Source organism: Neisseria sp., from assembly GCF_030527965.1.
In the GTDB taxonomy this organism is placed as follows: domain Bacteria; phylum Pseudomonadota; class Gammaproteobacteria; order Burkholderiales; family Neisseriaceae; genus Neisseria.
On the sequence record NZ_JAUMZU010000018.1, the window covers coordinates 32,656 to 54,015 of the forward strand.

Annotated in this window: 21 protein-coding genes; 4 read left to right on the plus strand and 17 right to left on the minus strand. The window is 51.1% G+C overall.

Annotated features, from left to right (window positions below; genetic code table 11):
* Window positions 1-25 precede the first annotated feature (25 nt).
* The 7 genes from rfbC to Q4A84_RS08925 form a co-directional block, all read right to left on the minus strand.
* Entirely contained in the window at window positions 26-571 is a 546-nt protein-coding gene (gene rfbC / locus Q4A84_RS08895) for a dTDP-4-dehydrorhamnose 3,5-epimerase (protein WP_303088573.1), read from the minus strand.
* A gap of 54 nt (window positions 572-625) precedes the next feature.
* Complete coding sequence (gene rfbA, locus Q4A84_RS08900) at window positions 626-1,498, minus strand: glucose-1-phosphate thymidylyltransferase RfbA (RefSeq protein ID WP_303088574.1); 873 nt, start codon at window positions 1,496-1,498, stop codon at window positions 626-628.
* A 20-nt stretch (window positions 1,499-1,518) separates the two neighbouring features.
* Window positions 1,519-2,604: a dTDP-glucose 4,6-dehydratase gene (gene rfbB / locus Q4A84_RS08905; protein WP_303088575.1), complete on the minus strand. Its 1,086-nt coding sequence runs from the start codon at window positions 2,602-2,604 to the stop codon at window positions 1,519-1,521.
* A gap of 181 nt (window positions 2,605-2,785) precedes the next feature.
* Window positions 2,786-3,892, minus strand: coding sequence for a bifunctional diaminohydroxyphosphoribosylaminopyrimidine deaminase/5-amino-6-(5-phosphoribosylamino)uracil reductase RibD (gene ribD, locus Q4A84_RS08910; RefSeq protein WP_303088576.1), 1,107 nt, complete (start codon window positions 3,890-3,892; stop codon window positions 2,786-2,788).
* 93 nt (window positions 3,893-3,985) lie between these two features.
* Entirely contained in the window at window positions 3,986-4,576 is a 591-nt protein-coding gene (locus Q4A84_RS08915) for a hypothetical protein (protein WP_303088577.1), read from the minus strand.
* A gap of 199 nt (window positions 4,577-4,775) precedes the next feature.
* Window positions 4,776-5,618: a class II glutamine amidotransferase gene (locus Q4A84_RS08920; RefSeq protein ID WP_303088578.1), complete on the minus strand. Its 843-nt coding sequence runs from the start codon at window positions 5,616-5,618 to the stop codon at window positions 4,776-4,778.
* A 171-nt stretch (window positions 5,619-5,789) separates the two neighbouring features.
* Complete coding sequence (locus tag Q4A84_RS08925) at window positions 5,790-6,752, minus strand: Imm49 family immunity protein (protein ID WP_303088601.1); 963 nt, start codon at window positions 6,750-6,752, stop codon at window positions 5,790-5,792.
* Window positions 6,753-7,044: 292 nt separating this feature from the next.
* On the opposite strand from Q4A84_RS08925, the gene hslO reads away from it, so the two are divergent.
* Window positions 7,045-7,959, plus strand: coding sequence for an Hsp33 family molecular chaperone HslO (hslO, locus tag Q4A84_RS08930; RefSeq protein WP_303088579.1), 915 nt, complete (start codon window positions 7,045-7,047; stop codon window positions 7,957-7,959).
* Window positions 7,960-8,058: 99 nt separating this feature from the next.
* Here hslO and mscL read toward each other — a convergent pair whose 3' ends face one another.
* The gene (gene mscL / locus Q4A84_RS08935) at window positions 8,059-8,493 is read right to left on the minus strand and encodes a large conductance mechanosensitive channel protein MscL (RefSeq protein ID WP_303088580.1); all 435 of its coding nucleotides are present in this window, start codon (window positions 8,491-8,493) and stop codon (window positions 8,059-8,061) included.
* Window positions 8,494-8,832: 339 nt separating this feature from the next.
* Window positions 8,833-9,615: an enoyl-ACP reductase FabI gene (gene fabI / locus Q4A84_RS08940; protein ID WP_303088581.1), complete on the minus strand. Its 783-nt coding sequence runs from the start codon at window positions 9,613-9,615 to the stop codon at window positions 8,833-8,835.
* 235 nt (window positions 9,616-9,850) lie between these two features.
* On the opposite strand from fabI, the gene Q4A84_RS08945 reads away from it, so the two are divergent.
* The gene (locus Q4A84_RS08945) at window positions 9,851-11,629 is read left to right on the plus strand and encodes an extracellular solute-binding protein (RefSeq protein ID WP_303088582.1); all 1,779 of its coding nucleotides are present in this window, start codon (window positions 9,851-9,853) and stop codon (window positions 11,627-11,629) included.
* A 57-nt stretch (window positions 11,630-11,686) separates the two neighbouring features.
* Here Q4A84_RS08945 and xth read toward each other — a convergent pair whose 3' ends face one another.
* Window positions 11,687-12,454 carry an exodeoxyribonuclease III gene (gene xth / locus Q4A84_RS08950; protein ID WP_303088583.1) on the minus strand — a complete coding sequence of 256 codons (768 nt, stop codon included), beginning with the start codon at window positions 12,452-12,454 and terminating at the stop codon, window positions 11,687-11,689.
* A 391-nt stretch (window positions 12,455-12,845) separates the two neighbouring features.
* Here xth and Q4A84_RS08955 point away from each other — a divergent pair, with 391 nt between their 5' ends.
* Window positions 12,846-13,451, plus strand: a complete 606-nt coding sequence (locus Q4A84_RS08955) for a nitroreductase family protein (protein ID WP_303088584.1) — start codon at window positions 12,846-12,848, stop codon at window positions 13,449-13,451.
* Window positions 13,452-13,786: 335 nt separating this feature from the next.
* Complete coding sequence (locus Q4A84_RS08960) at window positions 13,787-14,482, plus strand: hypothetical protein (protein WP_303088585.1); 696 nt, start codon at window positions 13,787-13,789, stop codon at window positions 14,480-14,482.
* A 43-nt stretch (window positions 14,483-14,525) separates the two neighbouring features.
* Here the strand turns inward: Q4A84_RS08960 and recN are convergent, their stop codons facing one another.
* The 7 genes from recN to Q4A84_RS08995 all read right to left on the minus strand — a co-directional run bounded on the left by recN (window position 14,526) and on the right by Q4A84_RS08995 (window position 21,347).
* Window positions 14,526-16,211: a DNA repair protein RecN gene (gene recN, locus Q4A84_RS08965; RefSeq protein ID WP_303088586.1), complete on the minus strand. Its 1,686-nt coding sequence runs from the start codon at window positions 16,209-16,211 to the stop codon at window positions 14,526-14,528.
* A 150-nt stretch (window positions 16,212-16,361) separates the two neighbouring features.
* Window positions 16,362-17,252 carry an NAD(+) kinase gene (locus Q4A84_RS08970; protein WP_303088587.1) on the minus strand — a complete coding sequence of 297 codons (891 nt, stop codon included), beginning with the start codon at window positions 17,250-17,252 and terminating at the stop codon, window positions 16,362-16,364.
* Between the two features lie 76 nt (window positions 17,253-17,328).
* The gene (tadA, locus tag Q4A84_RS08975; RefSeq protein ID WP_303088588.1) at window positions 17,329-18,051 is read right to left on the minus strand and encodes a tRNA adenosine(34) deaminase TadA; all 723 of its coding nucleotides are present in this window, start codon (window positions 18,049-18,051) and stop codon (window positions 17,329-17,331) included.
* 37 nt (window positions 18,052-18,088) lie between these two features.
* A complete protein-coding gene (xerD, locus tag Q4A84_RS08980; RefSeq protein WP_303088589.1) occupies window positions 18,089-18,961 on the minus strand; it encodes a site-specific tyrosine recombinase XerD in 873 nt (290 codons plus the stop codon).
* 36 nt (window positions 18,962-18,997) lie between these two features.
* Window positions 18,998-19,456 (minus strand): methylated-DNA--[protein]-cysteine S-methyltransferase, encoded by a 459-nt coding sequence (locus tag Q4A84_RS08985; protein WP_303088590.1) that lies wholly within the window; start codon window positions 19,454-19,456, stop codon window positions 18,998-19,000.
* Between the two features lie 154 nt (window positions 19,457-19,610).
* A complete protein-coding gene (locus Q4A84_RS08990; protein ID WP_303088591.1) occupies window positions 19,611-20,648 on the minus strand; it encodes a sulfate ABC transporter substrate-binding protein in 1,038 nt (345 codons plus the stop codon).
* A gap of 117 nt (window positions 20,649-20,765) precedes the next feature.
* Window positions 20,766-21,347, minus strand: a complete 582-nt coding sequence (locus tag Q4A84_RS08995; RefSeq protein WP_303088592.1) for a GNAT family N-acetyltransferase — start codon at window positions 21,345-21,347, stop codon at window positions 20,766-20,768.
* Window positions 21,348-21,360: the final 13 nt, after the last annotated feature.

Here is a 21,360-nt window from a genome sequence, read left to right on the forward strand (position 1 = left end):
TGTTTGAGTTTAATTAAGGCGGCTGTTAACGATACAGTTCGCGTAACTCTTGCAATGATTTGCCTTGCTGGTCTTTAGCAGAAAGTAAAGGATTTGCTATCGGCCATTCTATGCCTACGGTTGGATCGTTCCACATCAGGCTGGCTTCGGCTTGCGGATTGTAATAATCGGTGCATTTGTATTCGAAGTCGGCAATGTCGCTCAAAACAACAAAACCATGTGCCAAACCGGGCGGAATCCAAAACTGGGTTTTGTTTTCTTCGCTCAAAATAACGCCTTCCCATTGGCCGTAAGTGGGCGAGTCGGGTCGGATGTCTACTGCAACATCAAACACTTCTCCGCGTACGCAACGAACCAATTTTCCTTGAGGATTAATGGTTTGCACGTGCAGGCCGCGCAAAACGCCTTTTTGAGAGCGGGAATGGTTGTCTTGCACGAAGTCTAAATCAATGCCGAGTGCTTCCCGGTAACGGTTTTTCTCAAAAGTTTCCAGAAAAAAGCCACGGTCATCGCCGAATACTTTAGGCTGGATGATTTTGACGTCTTGGATTTTCGTATCAATAACTTGCATTTTAAGTTCCATATTTTTCAGACGGGCGTTAGACAAGATGCCCGCCTGAAAGTTTTATTTTGTGTTTTCCAACAAGCGTTGAAGGTATTGGCCGTAACCGGTTTTGGAAAGCGGTTTGATTTTTTCTGCCAATTGAGCCTTGTTCAACCAGCCTTTGGTGAAAGCGATTTCTTCCAGACAAGCCACTTTCAGGCCTTGGCGGCTTTCGATGGTTTGCACGAAGTGGCCGGCTTCCATCAGGCTGTCGTGGGTGCCTGTATCAAGCCAAGCAAATCCGCGACCCAACAACTCAACGTTCAGAGAGCCTTCTTCCAAATACATTTGATTGATACTGGTGATTTCCAGTTCGCCTCGGGCAGAGGGTTTGACGCGTTTGGCTTTTTCCACGACGCTGTTGTCGTAGAAATAGAGGCCGGTAACGGCATAATTGGATTTCGGTTTTTCCGGTTTTTCTTCGATAGACAGAACCTTATTGTCTTTGTCGAATTCGACTACGCCGAAACGTTCGGGGTCGGCAACCTGATAACCGAATACAGTTGCGCCTTTGGGGCGGGCGGCGGCCTGCTCCAGCTTGCGGCCGAAACTTTCGCCGAAGTAGATGTTGTCGCCCAAAATCAGACAGGCACTATCGTTGCCGATAAAGTCTTCACCGATTAAAAAGGCTTGAGCCAAGCCGTCCGGGCTGGGCTGGATGGCATAACTGATGTTAATACCGAAATCGGAACCGTCGCCAAGCAGGCGCTGATAGCCCGGCATGTCATCCGGCGTTGAAATGATCAGGATGTCGCGAATACCCGATAGCATGAGTACGGAAATCGGGTAATACACCATCGGTTTGTCGTAAATGGGTAGAAGTTGCTTGGAAACACCGCGAGTGATCGGGTACAGACGGGTTCCGGAGCCGCCGGCTAAAACGATGCCTTTCATAGTTTCTCCAGTTGGGGGTTTTAGTTTTGTAAGCCCAGACGTTCGCCTTGATAGTTACCGTCTAATACGGCTTGCCACCATGCTTGGTTGTTCAAATACCACTCGACGGTTTTGCGGATGCCTGTTTCAAAGGTTTCTTGCGGCTTCCAGCCTAAATCGCGGCCGATTTTTGCGGCATCAATGGCGTAGCGATGATCGTGACCCGGGCGGTCGGTAACGTGGGTAATCAATTCTTGATAGGATGTGATGTTGGGTGTGTTCGGGTTTTGTGCGGCAGGGCGCAATTCATCCAGAATGCCGCAAATGGTTTTGACGACATCGATGTTTTTGCGTTCGTTATGGCCGCCGATGTTATAGGTTTCCGCAACTTCGGCTTGGGTAAAGACTGTCCACAATGCGCGGGCGTGGTCTTCAACAAACAACCAATCGCGGATCTGATTGCCTTCGCCGTAAACCGGCAAGGGTTTGCCGGCCAAGCAATTGAGAATCATCAGCGGGATCAGTTTTTCCGGAAAGTGGAAAGGGCCGTAGTTGTTTGAGCAGTTGGTCAGTACGACAGGTAAGCCGTAGGTTCGGTTCCATGCGCGCACCAAATGGTCGCTGGAGGCTTTACTGGCAGAATAGGGGCTGCTGGGTGCGTAAGGCGTGGTTTCGGTAAATAAGTCGTTGGTGCCGTGCAGGTCGCCGTATACTTCGTCGGTGGAGATATGGTGGAAACGGAAGGCAGCTTTGTCTTCTTCAGACAGGGTATTCCAATATTGGCGGGCGGCTTCAAGTAAGGTGTAGGTGCCGACGATGTTGGTTTCGATGAAGTCGGCAGGGCCGTCAATTGAGCGGTCTACATGGCTTTCGGCTGCCAAGTGCATGATGCCGCGAGGTTGGTATTGGGCAAAAAGCTTGTCCATCGCTTCGCGGTCGCAAATGTCGGTTTGTGAAAAGATATAGCGGGAATTGCCGGAAACGTTTTCCAGAGAATGTAGGTTGCCTGCGTAAGTGAGTTTGTCGATGTTAACCACCGTTACGTCGGTGTTGTTGATTAAATGACGCACAACGGCAGAACCGATAAAGCCGGCGCCACCGGTGACAAATACGGTGTTTTTTTGCATAATTTCAGACCTAAGGTTTTAGAAAAATAGATGATGATATTTTTAAAGTGAGATATTTGACGGCCTTCTTAATGAGGCAGATGATTTTATTATTTCTCTATTATAGAGTGTTTGAATGATATTTTGTTCCGTTAGGGTGTGAAATACCATGAATTTTGATAAGCGTGTTAATAATTTGTTTTTAAATCAAATTTTTACTTAACAATATAATTTTAATGTCATTTTTTAGCAGATTTGCGGCTACAGGGTGGAAGGCGGGCGGATTATTTAGGGCGGCAGGGTTTTCCGGCAAGGCAAATAAACCGCGGTTGCTTTGCCCTAAAATTTTGGCTGACTGGTAGAGTATGATTTCGTCAACCAGATTATTTTCCAATAAAGCGGCGTTCAATTGTGCGCCGGCCTCGACCAGCACTTCTCCAATACCTTTTCCGGCGAGAATGTGCATTAATTCTGGCAAATCAATGCGCCCGTTTTTTTCAGACAGGCATACAACCGACACATGAGGGTAAGCGAGGTAGGGAGCGTGCAGAGCGGTGTCTTTAACGAGTGTGGCGATGAGGGTGGAGCTGCCGCCATCTTGAATCAGATGATGGCTGATGGGCGTTTGCAGCTTACTGTCTAAAACGATACGGGTGGGTTGGCGCAGCGTGGGAAATGCGCGGACGTTAAGACGTGGGTTGTCTGCTAAAACGGTGCCGATGCCAGTCAGGATTGCGCAGCTTTCCGCCCGCAGGATTTGTACGTCTGCGCGGGCGTCTTCGCCGGTAATCCATTGGCTTTGCCCGTTACTTAACGCGGTTTTGCCGTCTAGGCTAGCGGCGCATTTCAGGCGGATAAATGGTCTGCCCCGTTCGATACGGGAAAGAAAGCCTCGGTTGATTTCACGTGCTTCTTGCGTTAACAGGCCGCTTTCTACGGTAATGCCGGCATTTTTAAGCAAAGCCAAACCTTGGCCTGCAACGAGGGGGTTGGGATCGGTCATGGCCGCAACGACGCGTTTGACTTTGGCTCGGATTAGGGCTTCTGCGCAAGGCGGCGTACGGCCGTGGTGGCTGCATGGTTCTAAGGTAACGTAGGCGGTTGCGTTTTGCGCCAGCGCGCCGGCTTGGTTTAGGGCATGTACTTCTGCATGAGGGCCGCCTGCTCGGATATGGAAACCTTGTCCGACAATTTGCTCGCCTTGTGCAATCACGCAGCCGACACGGGGGTTCGGGCTGGTGGAAAAGCGGCCTTGGCGGGCAAGGTTTAAGGCGGTTTGCATCAAACGGATGTCAGTTTCGGTGAACATGTTTCCAAATGGTAAAGAAAAACGATAAAGGCGTATTTTAAAATACGCCTTTGGTTTCGGGGAAATATTTTCAGACAGGCATTTAAGCTGTTTTTATGATTGGGGGTTCAGCTTGATGTCGTTCAGAACGCGTTCCAGTTGGTCAAGCGAGGCGCTCGGGCTGTTGGCACAGACATTGTAAAGACCTTCCGGAGAGTAAACGGATACGCAGGTTTCGTTTAGGATTTCTTCTCCGCTGGCTTGGCTGAAGTGATAGTCCATACGGTTTTCGGTGGCTACGCCAATTTTAATGTCTTTAAGGCTGCTATCCGATTCAATGGCTTTTTTCAGCTTGGCAAAATATTCTGTGGCCGGTTTTTTAGGTTTTCCAAGGCTGGTAACGTAGAGGGTAATATCTTGTGCTTCATCACGTTGTAGCAACACGATGTCGGCAGTATCGGCTCCGGGCGGAAGCTGATTTTTATCTGAAGAAACGTCGGTAAAGCTGGCGTTTTCAACGCGGATGCTGATTTTCCCGTCTTTGCTGGTCAGGGTTTGCACGGCACTTTCGGGAGTGGAAGCGGCTTCGTTGATGGCGGAAGCGGCTGATGAGGTGGTTTCGGGGGAAACGGAGGTTTCAGACTGTTGGTCGCAAGCGCTTAGGGAAAAAGCGGCTGCTAGTGCCAATAATGCGATTTTTTTCATGTTTTGTCCGTTAAATTGGGAAATAATTTTAACCGTGAGAAAGTATAGCAAAAACCGTGCCGCCCGAACAATTTCCCAGCATTGCTTATTATGTTGGAAAAAAGGATTTTCAGACAGGCACAACGCGTATGGGTCTTGTTTTTACTATGTTTAGACTTGCAGATGTGATGATTGGTAAAGAAGCAGGGCCAATATGCGTTTATGCGACAACTCCGGCGGCTCGGGCGATGGCAAGCCCCTCTTCTTGAGAAAGGTAATGGGGTTGGGCCGGGCAATCGCGTTGCGCAATGTCTCCTTGCCGGAAAGCGATTAATTCGTTACAGGCGAATTGCTGCCAAGTTTCGTTTTGTGTTAGCGGCAGCGTGGCGATAACGGCTACTTTGTCATTCGGCGTGGTAACGGCGGAAAAATCAACGGCAACATCGTCGTCTAACAAGCGGGCTTCGCCGAACGGGGCTTTACGGATAATGTAATAGAGTAAGGTGCTGGCATGGGCAAACATAACGTCGCCGTTGGATAGGATAAAATTAAACAGGCCGTATTGGCGGATATGCTCAGTCAATTCCTTAATTGTATCGAATAAAACGGGCAACTCCGGTTTTTCATCAAAACGGTTGCGCATTTCTTCCAATATGTGGCAGAACGCGGCTTCTGAATCGGTATTGCCGACAGGGCGGTAGTAACGGCCTTTGTTTGGGTGAAAACCGGTTAGGTTGCCGTTGTGGGCAAACAGCCAGTATTCGCCCCATGCTTCGCGTACGAAAGGGTGGGTGTTGGCCAGAGATGTGCGGCCTTGGGTGGCTTTGCGGATATGGGCGATGACGTTTTCAGATTTAATCTGGTAGGCTTTTACCAAGTCGGCCACTGGAGACTCGGCGCTGGGCTTGTCGTCGTGGAAGGTGCGGATGCCTTTTTGTTCGAAAAAGCCGATGCCGAAACCGTCGGCATGGTGGTCGGTAAGGCCGCCGCGTCGGCGGAAGCCTTCAAATGAGAAAACGATGTCGGTCGGTGTGTTGCAATTCATGCCCAGAAGCTGGCACATTGTTTTATCCTTTTTTTGATGAATGTGGCTGCACAAGCCGATGAAGAAGCGTAGTTTATCATCAACCGGTAAGACTGTCTTAGTGGAAAAGCCTGTCTGAAGATTTTCAGACAGGCTTTTTGTAGCTGCTTAATTTTTATAATATGTTATGAGGCGATGATAAGGCGATAACTATTTAAATACTTTTAAACATGTTTCCAGCCATTTGGGCCGGTTTTTGGGCGGGAAATGATTGGTTTTGCGGGTGTAATAATCTATCCAGTATTGCAGATATTCATAAGGATAAGAGAGATCATATTTTTTCATAAAATCAAATATATCTCGATATTCTTCTTCCGGCAGCGGATCATAAACAATCAAATCTTTCGGCGCGATTTCATGATCTATCTCTAGGTCGAAACCATGCATCGAAGCCAGTTTTGAATACATAACGATTTGTGGTTGTAGGTAAAAATCAAAATAAGATAAGGTTTCTTTGGCGGCAGCTCGGGCGATTTTAGGGATAAAAAACGGTTCTAATGCTTTTTTCATGCCTTCAATATCTTGCTCGGCAAAAGCCAAAAAGAAACGGTAGTCATCCAGTTTTTTCTGTAGAGATTTGCTCGGCGTCGGGTGTTCCAACACTTTCAGGCTGCGCTGCTTTAACCGTTCTACTTGCGTATTTTCCAACATTAATAGTGTATTAAAAATCATATGTCGGTTTAAATCATCAGGGCCTATAAAGTTTTCGGTGGGGTTGGATATTTCATTGATGTTGCTTAACAGAAATCTTTTGATTTGCGGGCTATCGCTCATCAACATTAAAAACATCGGATTCATCACGTTCCACATACCACAATGAAAGAAAAACGGGCAGGGGTGGGAATAGCTTATGCTGCTTAAAATATTCAGTTTAGCGCTGATATAAGCATATTGTTTGAACTTTTTCAGGTCTTTTTCAAACAAATAAGCGTAAGAAGCTGTTGCTTCAACATATATGTTCAGATTCTCCATTGCTGCAAGAGGAACGCCTTCTCTTTTTTCTACATATGGAAGTTTATCTTTATAAGCCTCATCAAGAACATTCTTTTTGCTAGTAATAACTTCGACAATATAATCGTGCCATTTCTTGGTGCTCATTATATTATTCATAATAATTCCTTAAATTAGCGATATTCGTTTTACTTGAAATCAAAAAGGTTAGTATGGCGGCCGACCTGTCAATATTAGTTATCATTGTTTAATATGTTAATTTTACCCGTATCTCTAAGTATTCCGATAGTGGAAAATCAATGCTTGTCTGAAAATTTCTTATGGCAAACTATTCATGATGCCCATTGCCAATACGATAGATTGAAAAACGATTAAAGCGCTAGCGGTATCACTTGATTTCGGCGTTTTTGTAACCATATAGCGGTTAATTCTTAATTAGTATAGAAAGTACGTAATGAATTCGAAGCCGGCTGTGTTGGTACGAGATGATTGCCGTAACCGTTTTATTTTTGACGATTTCCCGGTGCGCGGGCTGCATGTGCATTTGAGCGGGGTATGGCGGCATATTGTAGAGCGCAAGCATTATCCGATTGCCATCCGTCGGGCGTTGGGCGAGCTGGTGGCTGCGGGTGTTTTGCTTTCTGCGGATTTGAAGGCGGCGGGTACGCTGATTTTGCAGGTGCAAGGTCAGGGGAAATTGAAAATGCTGGTGGCAGAGGCTACATCGGGTCAGACTTGCCGTGCGACGGCACGTTGGGATGAAGAGGCTGAAATCGGCGACGAGGAAGATTTGAACAGCTTGTTGGGCGAAAACGGTGTGTTTGTGATGACGTGGCAGCCGCAAGACGGGGAACCTTGGCAAGGGGTTGTACCGTTGGAAGGCGGTAGTATCGCCCAAATGCTGATGTCTTATATGAAACGTTCGGAGCAATTGGAAACACATATTACGCTGGCGGCCGATGAAAATAATGCCGGCGGTTTGCTGTTGCAGCGTTTGCCGGAGCAGGGACACGACGAAGACGCTTGGACGCGGTTGGCTGTGTTGGCCGATACGGTAACGCCGCAGGAGTTGCTGGATTTGGATGCGCAGCATTTGCTTTACCGTTTGTTTCATGAGACGCCGCCGCGGGTATTTGAACCCGAGACTCTGGAATTTGCCTGTACTTGTTCGCGCGGTAAGGTAAGCGATATGTTGTTGCTTCTGGGGGTAAACGAGGTTGGCCCGATTGTGGCGGAGCAAGGCAGTGTTGAAATCGATTGCGATTTTTGCAATGAAAAATATGTGTTTGACGAGGCCGATGTGAATCTGTTGTTTGATGTGGATGTGATGTCGGTTGTTGAAGAGGCGTCGAGCCATCATTTGCAATAGTGATTTCAGCTTTGGGGTAAAGAAAAAATGCCTGTCTGAAAACGTTTTCAGACAGGCATTTTTTGATTTTTATTTAAGCTAAATGCGTGCTATTGCTGCTTATTTTTTCAATGAATCGCGGATGTCACGCAACAGCAAAACTTCTTCGGAAGGTTCGGCAGGTGCTTCTTCGGCCGGAGCTTGTTTTTGCATGGAGCTCAGCAGTTTGATAACGGCAAAAATGGCGGCAGAGATGATCAGGAAGCTGATGATGGTGTTGAGGAAAGTACCGATATTCAGGGTAACTGCGCCGGCTGCTTTGGCTGCGGCCAGTGAGGAATAGCCGTCTGCAGGGGGATTGGCGCCGTCTTTCAGGGTTAAAAACAGGTTGGAGAAATCAACGCCGCCAATCAGCAAACCGATGGGAGGCATAATGACGTCGTCTACCAATGATTTGACGATGCCGCTGAAGGCGGTACCAACTACCATACCGACGGCGAGGTCGACTACGTTGCCACGCATAATAAACGCTTTAAAATCTTGTGCTAAAGACATATTGGTTTCCTTTGATAAGTGATAAAAAAATGATAAAAAATCAATATAAATGGTTTTCGGACTATCCGCTGAGGAAGGGATTCTATAAAAGGCTTGGATTTTATGCCTTGTTGCGGGTTACATGGTCTGATTTCCCGCCAGTCGGTCGGTTTTTCAGGCGTAAAGAGGGGATTCGTATTTTATCCGGCCAAACTTTATTCACTTTGAAAAATTATTTCCGTTGGGCGGATTTTACGTGCAAATTGCATATTAATAAAGGCTGATTTGCCGCAATTTTCATTCGGCAGGCATGAAACCTGCCGAATGAACGGGCATTTGATGTTTTCAGACAGGCAATGATTACACTTCGCTCAAAGCGTTGATGCTGTAGCCGCCGTCAACATAAGTGATTTCGCCGGTAATGCCGGAAGAGAGGTCGGAGAGCAGGAAGGCGGCGGTGTTGCCGACTTCTTCGATGGTTACGTTGCGGCCGAGCGGATTTTGTTCGGCAACGTGGTTCAGCAGCTTGCTGAAGTCGGCAATACCGGATGCGGCCAGCGTTTTGATGGGGCCGGCGGAAATGCCGTTGCAGCGGATGCCGTCGCGGCCGACTGAAGAGGCGGTAAAGCGGATGGCGGCTTCCAAGCTGGCTTTGGCCAGACCCATTACGTTGTAATTTGGAATTGCGCGTACGGCGCCTAAATAAGAGAGGGCAACCACGGCGGATTGGCGGCCTTTCATCATCGGGCGGGCGGCTTTAACCAGCGCGGGCAGGCTGTAGGCCGAAACATCGTGTGCGACATTGAAGGCTTCGCGGCTGAGGCTGTCGAGGAAGTCGCCGTTCAGGGCTTCGCGCGGGGCGAAGGCGATGGCGTGTACCAAGCCGTCGAGGCCGTCCCATGATTTACCCAAATCGGCAAACAACTGTTCAATTTCGGCATCGCTTTGCACGTCGCAACGGAAAACCAGCTTGGAACCCAATTCGGCAGCCATTTTGCGTACGCGCTCTTCCAATTTGTCGACCACGTAAGTAAACGCCAGTTCGGAGCCTTGCTCGCGACAGGCTTTGGCAATGCCGTAAGCAATGGAGCGCTCGGAAATCATGCCGGTGATAAGAATTTTTTTACCTTGTAAGAAACCCATGTTTTTTCCTTGAGTATTGATTTTGAACCGTCGGGCAGACGCAAACTTTATTTTCAGACAGGCATTGAATAGTGTAGCACCCATCGTTATCGAAACAAGCTGTCTGCAATCAAGCGGCATTATAACGGAGTTTCGAAATAGCCTGCAAAACTTCCGGGCTGGCGATACAGGTGTTTCAAGGGGCGGCGGCTGGGTTACAATGCTTGGTAAACTGCTTGAAACGGATACGCCATACATGAAAAAACTGTTTGTTACGGCTCTATGCCTATTGCCCGCTTCGCTCTATGCCGCACCTAGCCTGAGTTTGGGGCAGGCGGCGCTTTACCAACCGGGCTTTACCCATTTCGGCTATGTGAATCCTTCGGCGCCTAAAGGTGGAACGCTGGTGCTGCCGGCATACGGCGGGTTTGACAGTTTGAATCCGTATACCCTGAAAGGCGATGCGGCAGATGGCATTGATATGCTAACCGTTGATAAGCTGATGGTACAGGGGGAGGACGAGCCGTTTGCGGTATACGGATTGTTGGCCGAATCGATAACCGTGTCGCCCGACGAGCGCTCCGTTATTTTCAAACTGAACCCGAACGCGCGTTTTCATAACGGCGATCCGGTGTTGGCTAAAGATGTGAAAACGTCTTTTGAAACGCTGACGCGAGATGAGGCCGCGCCGCCGATGTTTCGCCTTTATTGGGCTGATGTGGCGGGTGTTGACGAATTGGATGAGCGCACAGTGCGCTTCCGCTTGAAACAGCGTAATGCGGAGCTGCCTTTGTCGATCGGCCAATTGCCTGTGTTTTCGCATAAAAGCTATCCAAAAGGGCTGGCCGCCGCGCCCAATACGCCGCCCATCGGGTCGGGCCCTTATAAGCTCGGCAAAAGCGAGGTTGGCCGCAGTATTGAATTTAAACGCGATGCCGCTTATTGGGCGCAAAACCTGCCGACGCGCAAGGGTATGTTCAACTTTGATACCGTGCGTTTTCTTTATTACCGCGACAATGCGGTGCGCGTTGAAGGCATTAAAGCCGGTCTTTATGATTTTGTTGAAGAAAACACGTCCCGCGATTGGGCGCGCGCTTATCCCGAAGCGGTGCTTGAAAAGCGGCATCTGCAAAAGCATGAGTGGCAGCACAACAATGTGATGGGTATGCAGGCGTTTATCATGAACCAGCGGCGCCCCTTTTTTAAAGATGTGCGCGTGCGCCGGGCGATGGTATTGAGTTTTGATTTCGAGAGCCTCAACCAGCGTCTGTTTTACGGCTCATACAAACGGAGCAACAGCTTTTTTACCAACAGCGAAATGGCGGCCACCGGCAAACCGCAGGGGCAGGAGCTGGCCATTCTGGCACCGTTGCGCGCTAAATTGCCTGAAGCTGTGTTCAAATACGATGTGCCTCAGCCGCCGAAAATCAATATTCAGACAGGCATTCGCCCCAATTTGCTACAGGCGCGTGCTTTATTATTGGCAGCGGGTTACCGCTATCAACAGGGTGCGCTGGTTGGTGCGGATGGTAAGCCGGTGCGGCTGGAATATCTGACTCATGCAAAAACCCTTGAAAAAACAGTGGTAAAGTGGCAGCGTGATTTGGCGAAAATCGGTATTACGCTGTCTATTCGCGTGGTTGATGCGGCTTTGTATCAGCGCAGAGTCAACAATTATGACTACGATATTATCACGGGTGCTTATACTAACGGGGCTAGCCCAGGTAACGAGCAGTTTTCTTATCACAGCTGCCAAGCCGCCAAAACGCCGGGCGAGCATAATTATTCCGGTATTTGTGATGCGGGGGTGGAAGAGTTGCTGAAACGCTTCAGCAGCTTTAGAGACCGTGCCGATTTGGTGGCCAGCGCCCGCGCGTTCGACCGTGTGCTACGCTGGCAATATCTGGTGGTGCCCAATTGGTATGTGGATAAGAAACGGGTGATTTACCGTGATACGCTGGCTACGCCGCAGCGGCCGCCGAAATATTACAGCGCAACCTTATGGGCGCTGCAAACTTGGTGGGAGAAGAAATAAACAAAATGCCTGTCTGAAAACCGTTTTTCAGACAGGCATTGTTTTTTCAGACAGGCTTTATGCAAATTGAGCGATAACCGGTGCGTGATCGCTGGGGCGTTCGAGACCGCGGGTAACGGTGTCGACGCTGACGTCGGTTAAGCTGTCACGCAGTGCGGGGTTAACGAGGATATGGTCGATGCGCAGGCCTTGTTTGCGGCGGAACATGGCGCCGCGATAATCCCACCATGTATACATGACCGAATCGGGGTGGATGTGGCGCAGGCCGTCGGTTAGGCCGCAATCCAGCAAGGCTTGGAACCATGCGCGTTCGATGGAAGAGCAATGGATTTTTTCATGCCATTGTTTCGGGTCGTAGCAGTCTAAATTGGCCGGCGCGATATTGAAGTCGCCCAATAATACCAGCTTCTCATGGCGAGTCAGTTCGTCTTGTACGAAAGCAGTCAGGGCGGCAAACCATTGGCGTTTGTATTCAAATTTAGGGCTGTCGAGCGCCTCGCCGTTAACGCAATAAACATTAATCACGCGCACGCCGTTTACCGTAGCGGCAAGCACTCGCCGTTGCGGGTCGTCCGGCAGTTCGGGCAGGGCGGTGCAAACGTCAGCCGCTTCGTTTTTGCTGATAAGGGCAACGCCGTTATAAGTTTTCTGCCCGCTCCACTGGGCATGGTAGCCCTGCATTTGAAACACAGCGGCGGGAAACTGGTCTTGATCCAGCTTTAATTCTTGCAAAACCAAGACGTCGGGCTGGTGCTGCTGCAACCAGTCTTGCACTTGCGGCAGGCGAACTTTGAGGGAGTTGACATTCCAAGTGGCGATTTTCATGAAACAAACCTGAATTAGAGAGAAAGCCGGATTGTAACAAAAAACCGCGGCGGCGCCGAAAAGTTACTTTCAGACAGGCTGTGGCCAAACACTAGGATGACGGTCAAACCGTTTGCTCATGCTTGGGCAGGAGCCGATATCGGCGGTTTAAGTTGAGCAGCATTTGGTTTTGAACCGCTGCTGTTATTACGCTTCAGGCAGTGCTTTATGCGGGCTGACAGGTCTATATACAGGAAATCTATTTCAAATATCGGCGGAAATACTTTCCTGTTAAGAAATTCTTTCTTTTCGCAAGACGGCTTGGCTTGATGCAAACTTCGTTTGTATACTGTACACATTAGTTATTGGGTCAACCCGATGATATTCTTTTTTAAAACTAGAGGGTTAAATCATGTCATATCAAGATTTGCAGCAAGTTGCGCAGACGCGCCGTTCGATTTATGTTTTAAACAAAAATCTGCCGTTGCCTGAGGCAGAAGTGGCGGAAATTGTGAAACATGCCGTTTTGCATACGCCTTCTTCATTCAATTCGCAATCAACCCGCGTGGTGGTGCTGTTTGGCCGTGAGCACGATAAATTGTGGCAGATTGCCGAAGATGCTTTGCGTGCCGTCGTGCCTGCCGATAAATTCGAACCGACCGCTCAAAAGCTGGCGTTGTTTAAAGCGGCGGCCGGCTCGGTGCTGTTTTTTGAAGATCAGGATGTGGTTAAAGGTTTGCAGGAACAGTTCCCTTCTTATGCGCAAAATTTCCCGATTTGGGCCGAGCATACGGATGCGATGCACCAGTATGCAGTGTGGACAACCTTGGCCGCAGCCGGTATCGGTGCCAACCTTCAGCATTACAATCCGTTGATTGACGCCGGCGTCGCTAAGGAGTGGAATATTCCCGCCAACTGGACATTGCGTGCGCAAATGGTGTTCGGCGGCATTGGCGCGCCGGCCGACGAAAAAGCCTTTGCGCCTTTGGAAGGCCGCTTTGCCGTACACGGCCTGTAATATCGGGCTGAAACAAAGCAGCGTTTGCAGAGCGAAGTAGTAAGCAACACATAATGCCTGTCTGAAAACTAATTCAGACAGGCATTATGTGTTTTAGCGTGCATGATTTGCTAGTGATGACATCGTGCGGCATTTGAAAATTTGCATGGCTGATGTGGTTATGAAAAAGGGATTAGTGTTGTATTTTTCCCGATAAACATGCCTGTATGAATGTTTTCAGGCAGGTATGATGAGAAATAGCTTGCAAAATGAGGCGAAAGGTTATTATGTTTTCCATGCTTCGTCGGCCAACATGGCCGGCTGGAGATTTAACGATCAATTTTTTAGGAGTTTGTATGATGAAATTATGGCAACCTGCCGTTGCGGTTTTGGCATTAGGCATTTGTGCGCCTGCTTTTGCAGCAAGCCAAACGGTTTCTTATACTTGTCAGCAAGGTCAGAAAGTGAACGTGCGCTATCAGTTTGATGCTGACGGCAATCCGCTCAGCGCCGCCGCACGAGTGGGCGGGGCAAGCCGGTTTATGAAATTCGATTCGCGTCATTCTGATAACGTGAGCACTGCGTTTAAAGACGCCAGAGGCTATGCGCTGACTGCGGGCGACTTGAATGCCGATAATGTAGGCTCTGCCAACGGCATCAGCATTATGTCGCCGAAAAGCGAGATTCTGTTTAAAGACTGTAGCCCGAAACGGAAAACTTCGACTGCATCTTCAGGCCGGATAGATGCTTCTGAAGTGGTTAAAAGAGGCAGCGTGGCTTATGTTTGCCAAGACAACCGCCGGTTGAACGTATCTTACGGTTTTAACGCAGCAGGCATTCCCGTATACGCCCAAGCCAAAGTTCAGGGCCGCAATTACAAACTGCCTTACAACCTGGATCGGTCTGACCGCGTAGATACCGTTTTCTCCGGTTCGGGTTACACGCTGACGGCCGGTTATGTGGATTCGAAAAACTACCGTTCGCAAAGCGGCATCATGCTGACTTCGCCGCGCGACGAATTGCTTTACAAAGAATGCCGCCCGCTTCGTTAAACGTTTGGGTAAACAAAAAGCCGCAAGATTTTGCGGCTTTTTTTCAGACAGGCATTGGTTTGCCCTGCGTTTCTTTCGCCATATCGAGCAATTCGGCGGCGTGGCTGCGGGTGGTGTCGGTGATGGTTTCGCCGCCGAGCATACGGGCGATTTCTTCGATGCGGTCTTGGCCGGTCAATAGGTTGATTTCGCTGGTTGTATGATCGGCGGTGCTGCGTTTTTCCACCTTCCAGTGGTTTTCGCCGCATGCCGTGACTTGCGGCAGGTGGGTTACTGCTAAAACCTGATGTTTGCCGCCGAGCGCCCGCAAGGCTCGGCCTACGGTCTCGGCCACGCCGCCGCCGATGCCGGTATCGACTTCGTCGAAAATCAGCGTAGGCACTTGAGTGTAGCGGCTGGTAACCACTTGCAAGGCGAGGCTGATACGGGCAAGCTCGCCGCCGGAAGCCACTTTGTTAAGCGGTCGCAGGGGGCTGCCTTGGTTGGTGGAAACTTGATATTGCACCTGTTCCAAACCGGAAGCGGAAGGTGTGGAGGGCAGGAGCTCGATGTGGAAATTGGCCCCTTTCATGGCCAGATGCTGCATATGGCCGGTGGTTTCGCTGCTGAGCTTGGCGGCGGCGCGGCGGCGTTCGGCGGAGAGTTGCTGTGCCGCTTGCTGATAAGCGGCTTCGTTTTCCGATACGGCTTGTGCCAAGGCTTCAAGATCGGCAGCGGCATCCAGCGCTTGCAGTGCGGTTTCGAGTTCGGCTTGTTTTTCGGGCAGGGCTTCGGGTTCGACGCGGTATTTTCGCGCCATGCCCATCAATTCGCTCATGCGCGCTTCCTGCGCGGCCAATTCTTGCGGGTTGACTTCTACTTTGGCGGCAACATTGCGCATGTTGGCGGAAATTTCGCTTAATTCAGCTTCAATGCTGGCCAGCATATCAAGGCTTTCGGCAAACAGAGGTTCGATGCCGCTGAGTTGCTCCAGCGTTTTGCGGCATTGGTATAAACGGCTTTGGATGCCGCCGTCGCCTTCGATGGTATGCTCGGTTTCTTGTGCGGATTGGATGAGCTCGGTTGCGTGGGCGAGGCTGTCGTGATTTTGGCTGAGGCTTTCCCATTCGCCGTTTTGCAAATTGAGTTTGGCTAATTCGTTGGCCTGCCATTCCAGACGTTCGCGTTCAACGGCGATGCTTTCGGCTTGCTGCTTGGCATCTTCCAGCGCTTGCAGGGCGGCTTGGCGGGTTTGGTACGCTGCTTTTACCGAGGCGGCCAATGCGGTGCAACCGGCGAAGGCGTCGAGCAGTTTGCGCTGGGCGCTTTCTTGATTCAGAGAATGGTGGGTGTTTTGACCGTGGATGTCGATGAGGCGGCTGCCGATGTGTTTGAGCTGGGCGAGCGTGACCGCTTGGTCATTGACGAAGCTGCGGCTTTTGCCTTTGGCATCGATGATGCGGCGGATGGATAATTCTGCGGCTTCTTCGGATAAAAGCCCTTGTTCGCGCAATTCGGCTTGCAGATCGGGCAAATCGGATAGGTCGAACAAGGCTGAGAGGCGAGCTTCGGCGGTGCCGGTGCGGACTTGGCCGTAATCGGCTTTGTCGCCGAGCAGGAGGCCGATGGCATCGAGGGTAATGGATTTTCCGGCGCCGGTTTCGCCGGTCAGCACGGTAAAGCCTGTCTGAAAATCGAGGTTGAGCTGTTCGACGGTAACGAAGTTGCTGAGAGAAAGCGCCAGAAGCATCGGGGTATCCTTGTGTGGGAAGCGATTTGCTGAGTTTTTGCTGATTATAAATAAGTTTTTGGGCGGTTTGAACCGCTTTGCTGATTAAATGCCTGTCTGAAAACGTTCAGACAGGCATTTAATCAGGTCGGGCGATTGCTCGGGATGAACTCAAATAAGCTGCTCGCCCCAATGCAGTTTCTGGCGCAGAGTTCGGTAATATTGGTAATCGCTGGGGTGCAGTACGCGCAAGCTGTGCTGATAGCGGCGGATGCGGATTGTATCCATGCTTTTGATGTCGACGTAAGATTGGCCGTCGAGGTGTATGCGTGCATCGCCGGTTTTGGTAATCAAAATGTTGATTTCGCAGGTGTCGGCCACGGCGATGGGGCGGTTGGTCATGGATTGGGGGCAGATAGGCACCAGCGTGAAAGCGCGCAGGCTGGCCTGCAGGATGGGGCCTCCGGCGGCAAGGGCATAGGCGGTTGAACCGGTAGGGGTGGAGACAATCAGGCCGTCGCTGCGCTGGGTGTAAACGAATTCTTTGTTGATGAACACTTCAAATTCAATCATCTGTCCCGATGCGCCGCGCGAAAGGACAACGTCGTTTAACGCCAGCGAACGGTTGATGGTTTCGCCGTTTCGGATAACGGAGGCTTCCAACAAGATGCGCTCTTCGGCATTGTATTTGCCGGTTAGCATGTTTTTGATTTCTACATCCATGCTTTCGCGCGAAACTTGCGTCAAAAACCCTAAATGGCCTTGGTTGACGCCGATTAGCGGCACGCGGTAGGCGGCAACTTTGCGGGCAGCGGAAAGGAAGGTGCCGTCGCCGCCGAGCACGATGACCAAATCGCATTTCTTGCCGATTGAGCCTTTTTCTATCGTTTCACATTTGTGGCGATTGGCGGGCGAAACCAGATTTTCGTCTACGCTGTCTTTATCCAGATAAATATTGAGCTTTTCTGCGTGCAGGAGCTCGATCAGGTGATTAAGGCAATGTTCGATTTGCGGGGTTTGCGGACGGGCCACGATGCCGATGTGTTTGAATTGGCTGGTCATAGGACGTGCGTATTGAGTGGGATGTCGAAATTATAACGCAATCGGCAGGCAACGGGCTACATAGGGCTACAGCGGGCTATTTTTGCTGCCGTTTGCTTTGGAAAAAGCGTTGTAAGACGGCACGGCATTCTTCGGCCAGAATGCCGCTTTTGACGGCGGTGTGTTGGTTTAGTCGGATATCGCCAAACAGGTTGAGAACGCTGCCGGCTGCGCCGGTTTTAGGCTCTGTCGCGCCGTAGATGAGGCGGCCGATGCGCGCTTGGATGATGGCGCTGGCGCACATGGCGCAAGGCTCGAGCGTGACATAAAGGTCGCAGCCTTCGAGGCGGTAGTTTTGCAGGGTGCGGCCGGCGGATGATAAGGCGCGGATTTCGGCATGGCTGCTGATGCTGCAATCGCCGATACAGGTGTTGTGCTCCGCTGCCAGAACCTGCCCGTTTCGAACAATCACGGCGCCGACCGGCACTTCGCCCGATACGGCGGATTTGGCGGCTTGATCCAGCGCCAGCCGCATGTAACGTTCCATTTCTTCTTCTGGCGGAAACAGGCTGACCGGCGGATGGCGGTGCAGAGCTTGAAGTAGCGCTTCTTTTTCAGACAGGCTTATGTCTTGCGGGCGACGGTTTTCAGCCAGTGCGGTCAGTTGCCACAAGGTGCTGCGGGTTAGGGTTAGCCCTGCGGCTTTGAGCTTGAGGAAAACGGTTACAGCACCGTGCGCTTGCAGGTCGGCTCGGCTGAAGATGCCGAGCTTATGCAGAGCGTTGAGGGTTTTGGGGGCAATAGGCGGCGATGTAAGCATGGCGTTTCAGATAGGCATTGGGTAAGCGGGCGGTAGGCTATCCGCGCGGGTGGTGTTCTTGCACGATGTTTTTCAGCCGTTCGTTGGCAACATGGGTGTAGATTTGGGTGGTGCCTATGCTGGCATGACCGAGCAAGAGCTGGACTACGCGCAAATCGGCGCCGTGGTTGACCAGATGGGTGGCAAAGGCATGGCGCAAGCCGTGCGGGCTGAGGTGCTGTATGCCGGCGGCTTCAGCATATTTTTCAACAATCATCCAAGCCAGTTGGCGCGAAATGCCGGTGCGTTTCTGGCTGACGAATAGTTCGTTGCAGGCTTTGTCTTTAAGCAGTAGCTGCCGGGCTTCGGTTAAGTAACGCGTGATCCAGTAGGCGGCTTCTTCGCCCAGCGGCACGATGCGCTGTTTGTCGCCTTTGCCGATGGTGCTCAAGATGCCTTTGTTGAGGTCGATTTCGCTGATTTGCAGCTTGACGGCTTCGCTCACGCGCAATCCGGTGGCATAAATCAGCTCTAATAAGGCTTTGTCGCGCAGGCCGTGCGGCGTGTCGATGTCGGGCGCGTCGAGCAGCGCGTCGATCTGGCGTTCGCTGATAAGCTTGGGCAACGTACGGGCTTGTTTGGGGGCGGTTAGATTGCGGGTCGGGTTGTCGGTGCGTTGTTCGGTCTCAGCCAGCCAGAGATATAAATTTTTGCAGGCCGACAGAGCGCGCGCCTGTGAGCGCGGTTTTTCTTCTTGATGATATACGGCGGCGGCTAAATCGGTGCTTTGTGCCGTGAGCCAGTTTTGCCCCTGAGCTTGCAAGCGGACGGCGATTTTTTCCAGATCGCGGCGATAGCCTTCCAGCGTGTTTTGGCTCAGGCGGCGCTGGAGCCAGAGGTATTCGAGCAGGCGGTTAATCAGGTCATCCATGATGTGCGGGGCTTTCAGACAGGCTTTTCTGTGCGGTTAAACGGTTACGCCTTCGTGCTGCAACAGCCAGCGTTTGATATTCAATGCGTCGCCTTCACCGCTGGAAAAGCCGCCCAAGCCCTGTTTGGCGACGACTCGGTGGCAGGGAACGACGAGTGCCAGCGGGTTTTTGCCGCAAGCGCCGCCGACTGCGCGCGGATGGCTGCCGATTTGGCGGGCGATGTCTTGGTAGGTAAGCACTTCTCCGGCCGGTATCATGGCGATTGCCTGCCAAACTTTCTGCTGAAATGCGGTGCCGCGGGAGGAAATGGGATGGTTGAAATTTTTCTGGCGGCCTGAAAAGTAATCGTCCAGCTTGCGTTGCCAGCACTTGGGCAGCGGATAAGGTGCGTATTCCAGTTTGCCGTGCAGATGCAATTCGACGAGATTGTGCTCTTCATCGAAAATCAGGGTAATGTTGCCGAACGGGGCGGTGTAAAGACAGGCGTGGTTCATAGGGCGGATTTTATCATTTCTTAATCCGTTGTGCGTTGGCGGTAAATAATCAATGCCTGTCTGAACAGGTTTTCAGACAGGCATTGATGGTGCGAACGGTTTGGTTTGCCTTGGGTTGGCGGGTTAGGCCGGCAAATGCGAAGGGTACGGCTGATTATTTTTTAACGTAAATCTGGTCGAAAATCGCGCCGTCGCTGAAGAATTTCTGTTGTGCTTTTTGCCAGCCGCCGAATTGGTCGTTGATGTTGACCAATTTTAAATCGGGGAATTGCTGTTTGAATTCTTTGGCGATTTCCGGGTCGCTCGGGCGGTAGAAGTTTTTGCCGATGATGCGCTGCGCTTCAGGGCTGTAAAGGTGTTTCAGATAGCCTTCGGCTACTTGGCGCGTGCCTTTGGCATCGACCACGGCATCGACCATTGCCACGGGCGGTTCGCACAAAATCGATGAGGGCGGGGTAATGATTTCAAATGCGTTCGGATTTTCGTTGATGGCCAGATGAGCTTCGTTTTCCCAAGCCAATAATACGTCGCCTAAATTGCGCTGGGTAAACGAGACGGTGGCGCCGCGGGCGCCGGTATCCATAATCGGTACGCGGCTGTAGAGCGCTTTTACGAATTCGCGCGCGCTGTTTTCATCGGCATTGGGCAGGGATTGCGCATAAGCCCATGCGGCCAGAAAATTCCAGCGTGCGCCGCCGGAAGTTTTGGGATTGGGCGTGATGACCTGCACGTCACCTTTGATTAAATCTCCCCAATCGTGAATGTTTTTCGGATTACCTTTGCGAACCAGAAAAACGATGGTCGAGGTGTAGGGCGTGCTGTTGTGCGGCAATGATTTTTGCCACTCGGGGTTAATCAGTTGTTTGTTTTTGTTAATCGAATCGATGTCTCCGGCCAGTGCCAGCGTGGCCACGTCGGCCTTCAAACCGTTTTGCACGGCCAGTGCCTGCTTGCCCGAGCCGCCGTTGGATTGCTGGATGTTTACTTCGGTGCCGGTTTTTTGCTGCCAGTATTTTTCAAATAGGGCGTTGTATTCTTGATAAAGCTCGCGGGTCGGGTCGTAGGAAACGTTTAATAAGGAAACCCGCCCCGGTTTTTCGGTTTGGTCATTTTTCCCGTTTTCTGCGCCCGAGCCGCAGGATGCGGTTAACACGGCGGCGAGTAAAATGGCGCTGATGCTTTTGAGGGTCATGGTTGCTCCTTAATGAATAAACTTGTTGTTGATTAAGGTGCAATGTAACAGAGGGCGGGAGCGCTTAAAAAGAATGTTTTTACATGACGTTATAACCAAACTTCATGATGGAGCCGGTTACGGTTTCAAACGCGCGGCCAGATTGGCTTCGGCCTGCGGCCATTCTTCCCGTATCATGCTGTAGACAACCGTATCGCGTATGCTGCCGTCGCGTCGGGTTTGGAAACCGCGCAAGACGCCGTCTTTTTTGGCGCCGAGCCTTTCGATGGCTTGTTGCGAGCGGGTGTTGATGAGGTCGGCGCGCCAGCCTACGGTTTGTACGTTTAGCGTATCGAATGCGTGGTGTAGCAACAGGTATTTGCAAGTGGTGTTGACGCGGCTGCGCCAGTAGCTTTGCGCATACCATGTGTAGCCGATTTCAAGGCGTTTCGCGGTCTGAACGATATTGCAGTAGCTGGTGCTGCCGATGATGCGGTCGTTATCGGTTTCGTCTATCACGGCGAAGGCGATTCTGTCGGGCATGGCGAGCGCGTTTCGGATGTAGGCGGCGGTATTCTCGGGCTCCGGCACGGTGGCGACAACGAGTTGCCACAATTCGCCGTCTGCCGCGGCGGCGCGCAGGCCTGTTTCGTGTTGCGGGCCTAAAGGTTCGAGGCGAACGCCGTTCAGGCGCAGGGAAACGGGTTGAGGCGTTTGCATGGTTTAGGGTTTT

Coding starts and splice junctions, on each gene's coding strand:
- Q4A84_RS08955 (WP_303088584.1), top strand. CDS start 12,846: ATGTCATATCAAGATTTGCAGCAAGTTGCGCAGACGCGCCGTTCGATT.
- Q4A84_RS08945 (WP_303088582.1), top strand. CDS start 9,851: ATGAAAAAACTGTTTGTTACGGCTCTATGCCTATTGCCCGCTTCGCTC.
- Q4A84_RS08985 (WP_303088590.1), bottom strand. CDS start 19,456: ATGAACCACGCCTGTCTTTACACCGCCCCGTTCGGCAACATTACCCTG.
- xerD (WP_303088589.1), bottom strand. CDS start 18,961: ATGGATGACCTGATTAACCGCCTGCTCGAATACCTCTGGCTCCAGCGC.
- fabI (WP_303088581.1), bottom strand. CDS start 9,615: ATGGGTTTCTTACAAGGTAAAAAAATTCTTATCACCGGCATGATTTCC.
- Q4A84_RS08920 (WP_303088578.1), bottom strand. CDS start 5,618: ATGTGCCAGCTTCTGGGCATGAATTGCAACACACCGACCGACATCGTT.
- Q4A84_RS08915 (WP_303088577.1), bottom strand. CDS start 4,576: ATGAAAAAAATCGCATTATTGGCACTAGCAGCCGCTTTTTCCCTAAGC.
- recN (WP_303088586.1), bottom strand. CDS start 16,211: ATGCTTCTGGCGCTTTCTCTCAGCAACTTCGTTACCGTCGAACAGCTC.
- Q4A84_RS08970 (WP_303088587.1), bottom strand. CDS start 17,252: ATGACCAGCCAATTCAAACACATCGGCATCGTGGCCCGTCCGCAAACC.
- hslO (WP_303088579.1), top strand. CDS start 7,045: ATGAATTCGAAGCCGGCTGTGTTGGTACGAGATGATTGCCGTAACCGT.
- xth (WP_303088583.1), bottom strand. CDS start 12,454: ATGAAAATCGCCACTTGGAATGTCAACTCCCTCAAAGTTCGCCTGCCG.
- mscL (WP_303088580.1), bottom strand. CDS start 8,493: ATGTCTTTAGCACAAGATTTTAAAGCGTTTATTATGCGTGGCAACGTA.
- rfbB (WP_303088575.1), bottom strand. CDS start 2,604: ATGCAAAAAAACACCGTATTTGTCACCGGTGGCGCCGGCTTTATCGGT.
- Q4A84_RS08990 (WP_303088591.1), bottom strand. CDS start 20,648: ATGACCCTCAAAAGCATCAGCGCCATTTTACTCGCCGCCGTGTTAACC.
- Q4A84_RS08960 (WP_303088585.1), top strand. CDS start 13,787: ATGATGAAATTATGGCAACCTGCCGTTGCGGTTTTGGCATTAGGCATT.
- tadA (WP_303088588.1), bottom strand. CDS start 18,051: ATGCTTACATCGCCGCCTATTGCCCCCAAAACCCTCAACGCTCTGCAT.
- Q4A84_RS08995 (WP_303088592.1), bottom strand. CDS start 21,347: ATGCAAACGCCTCAACCCGTTTCCCTGCGCCTGAACGGCGTTCGCCTC.
- rfbC (WP_303088573.1), bottom strand. CDS start 571: ATGCAAGTTATTGATACGAAAATCCAAGACGTCAAAATCATCCAGCCT.
- ribD (WP_303088576.1), bottom strand. CDS start 3,892: ATGTTCACCGAAACTGACATCCGTTTGATGCAAACCGCCTTAAACCTT.
- rfbA (WP_303088574.1), bottom strand. CDS start 1,498: ATGAAAGGCATCGTTTTAGCCGGCGGCTCCGGAACCCGTCTGTACCCG.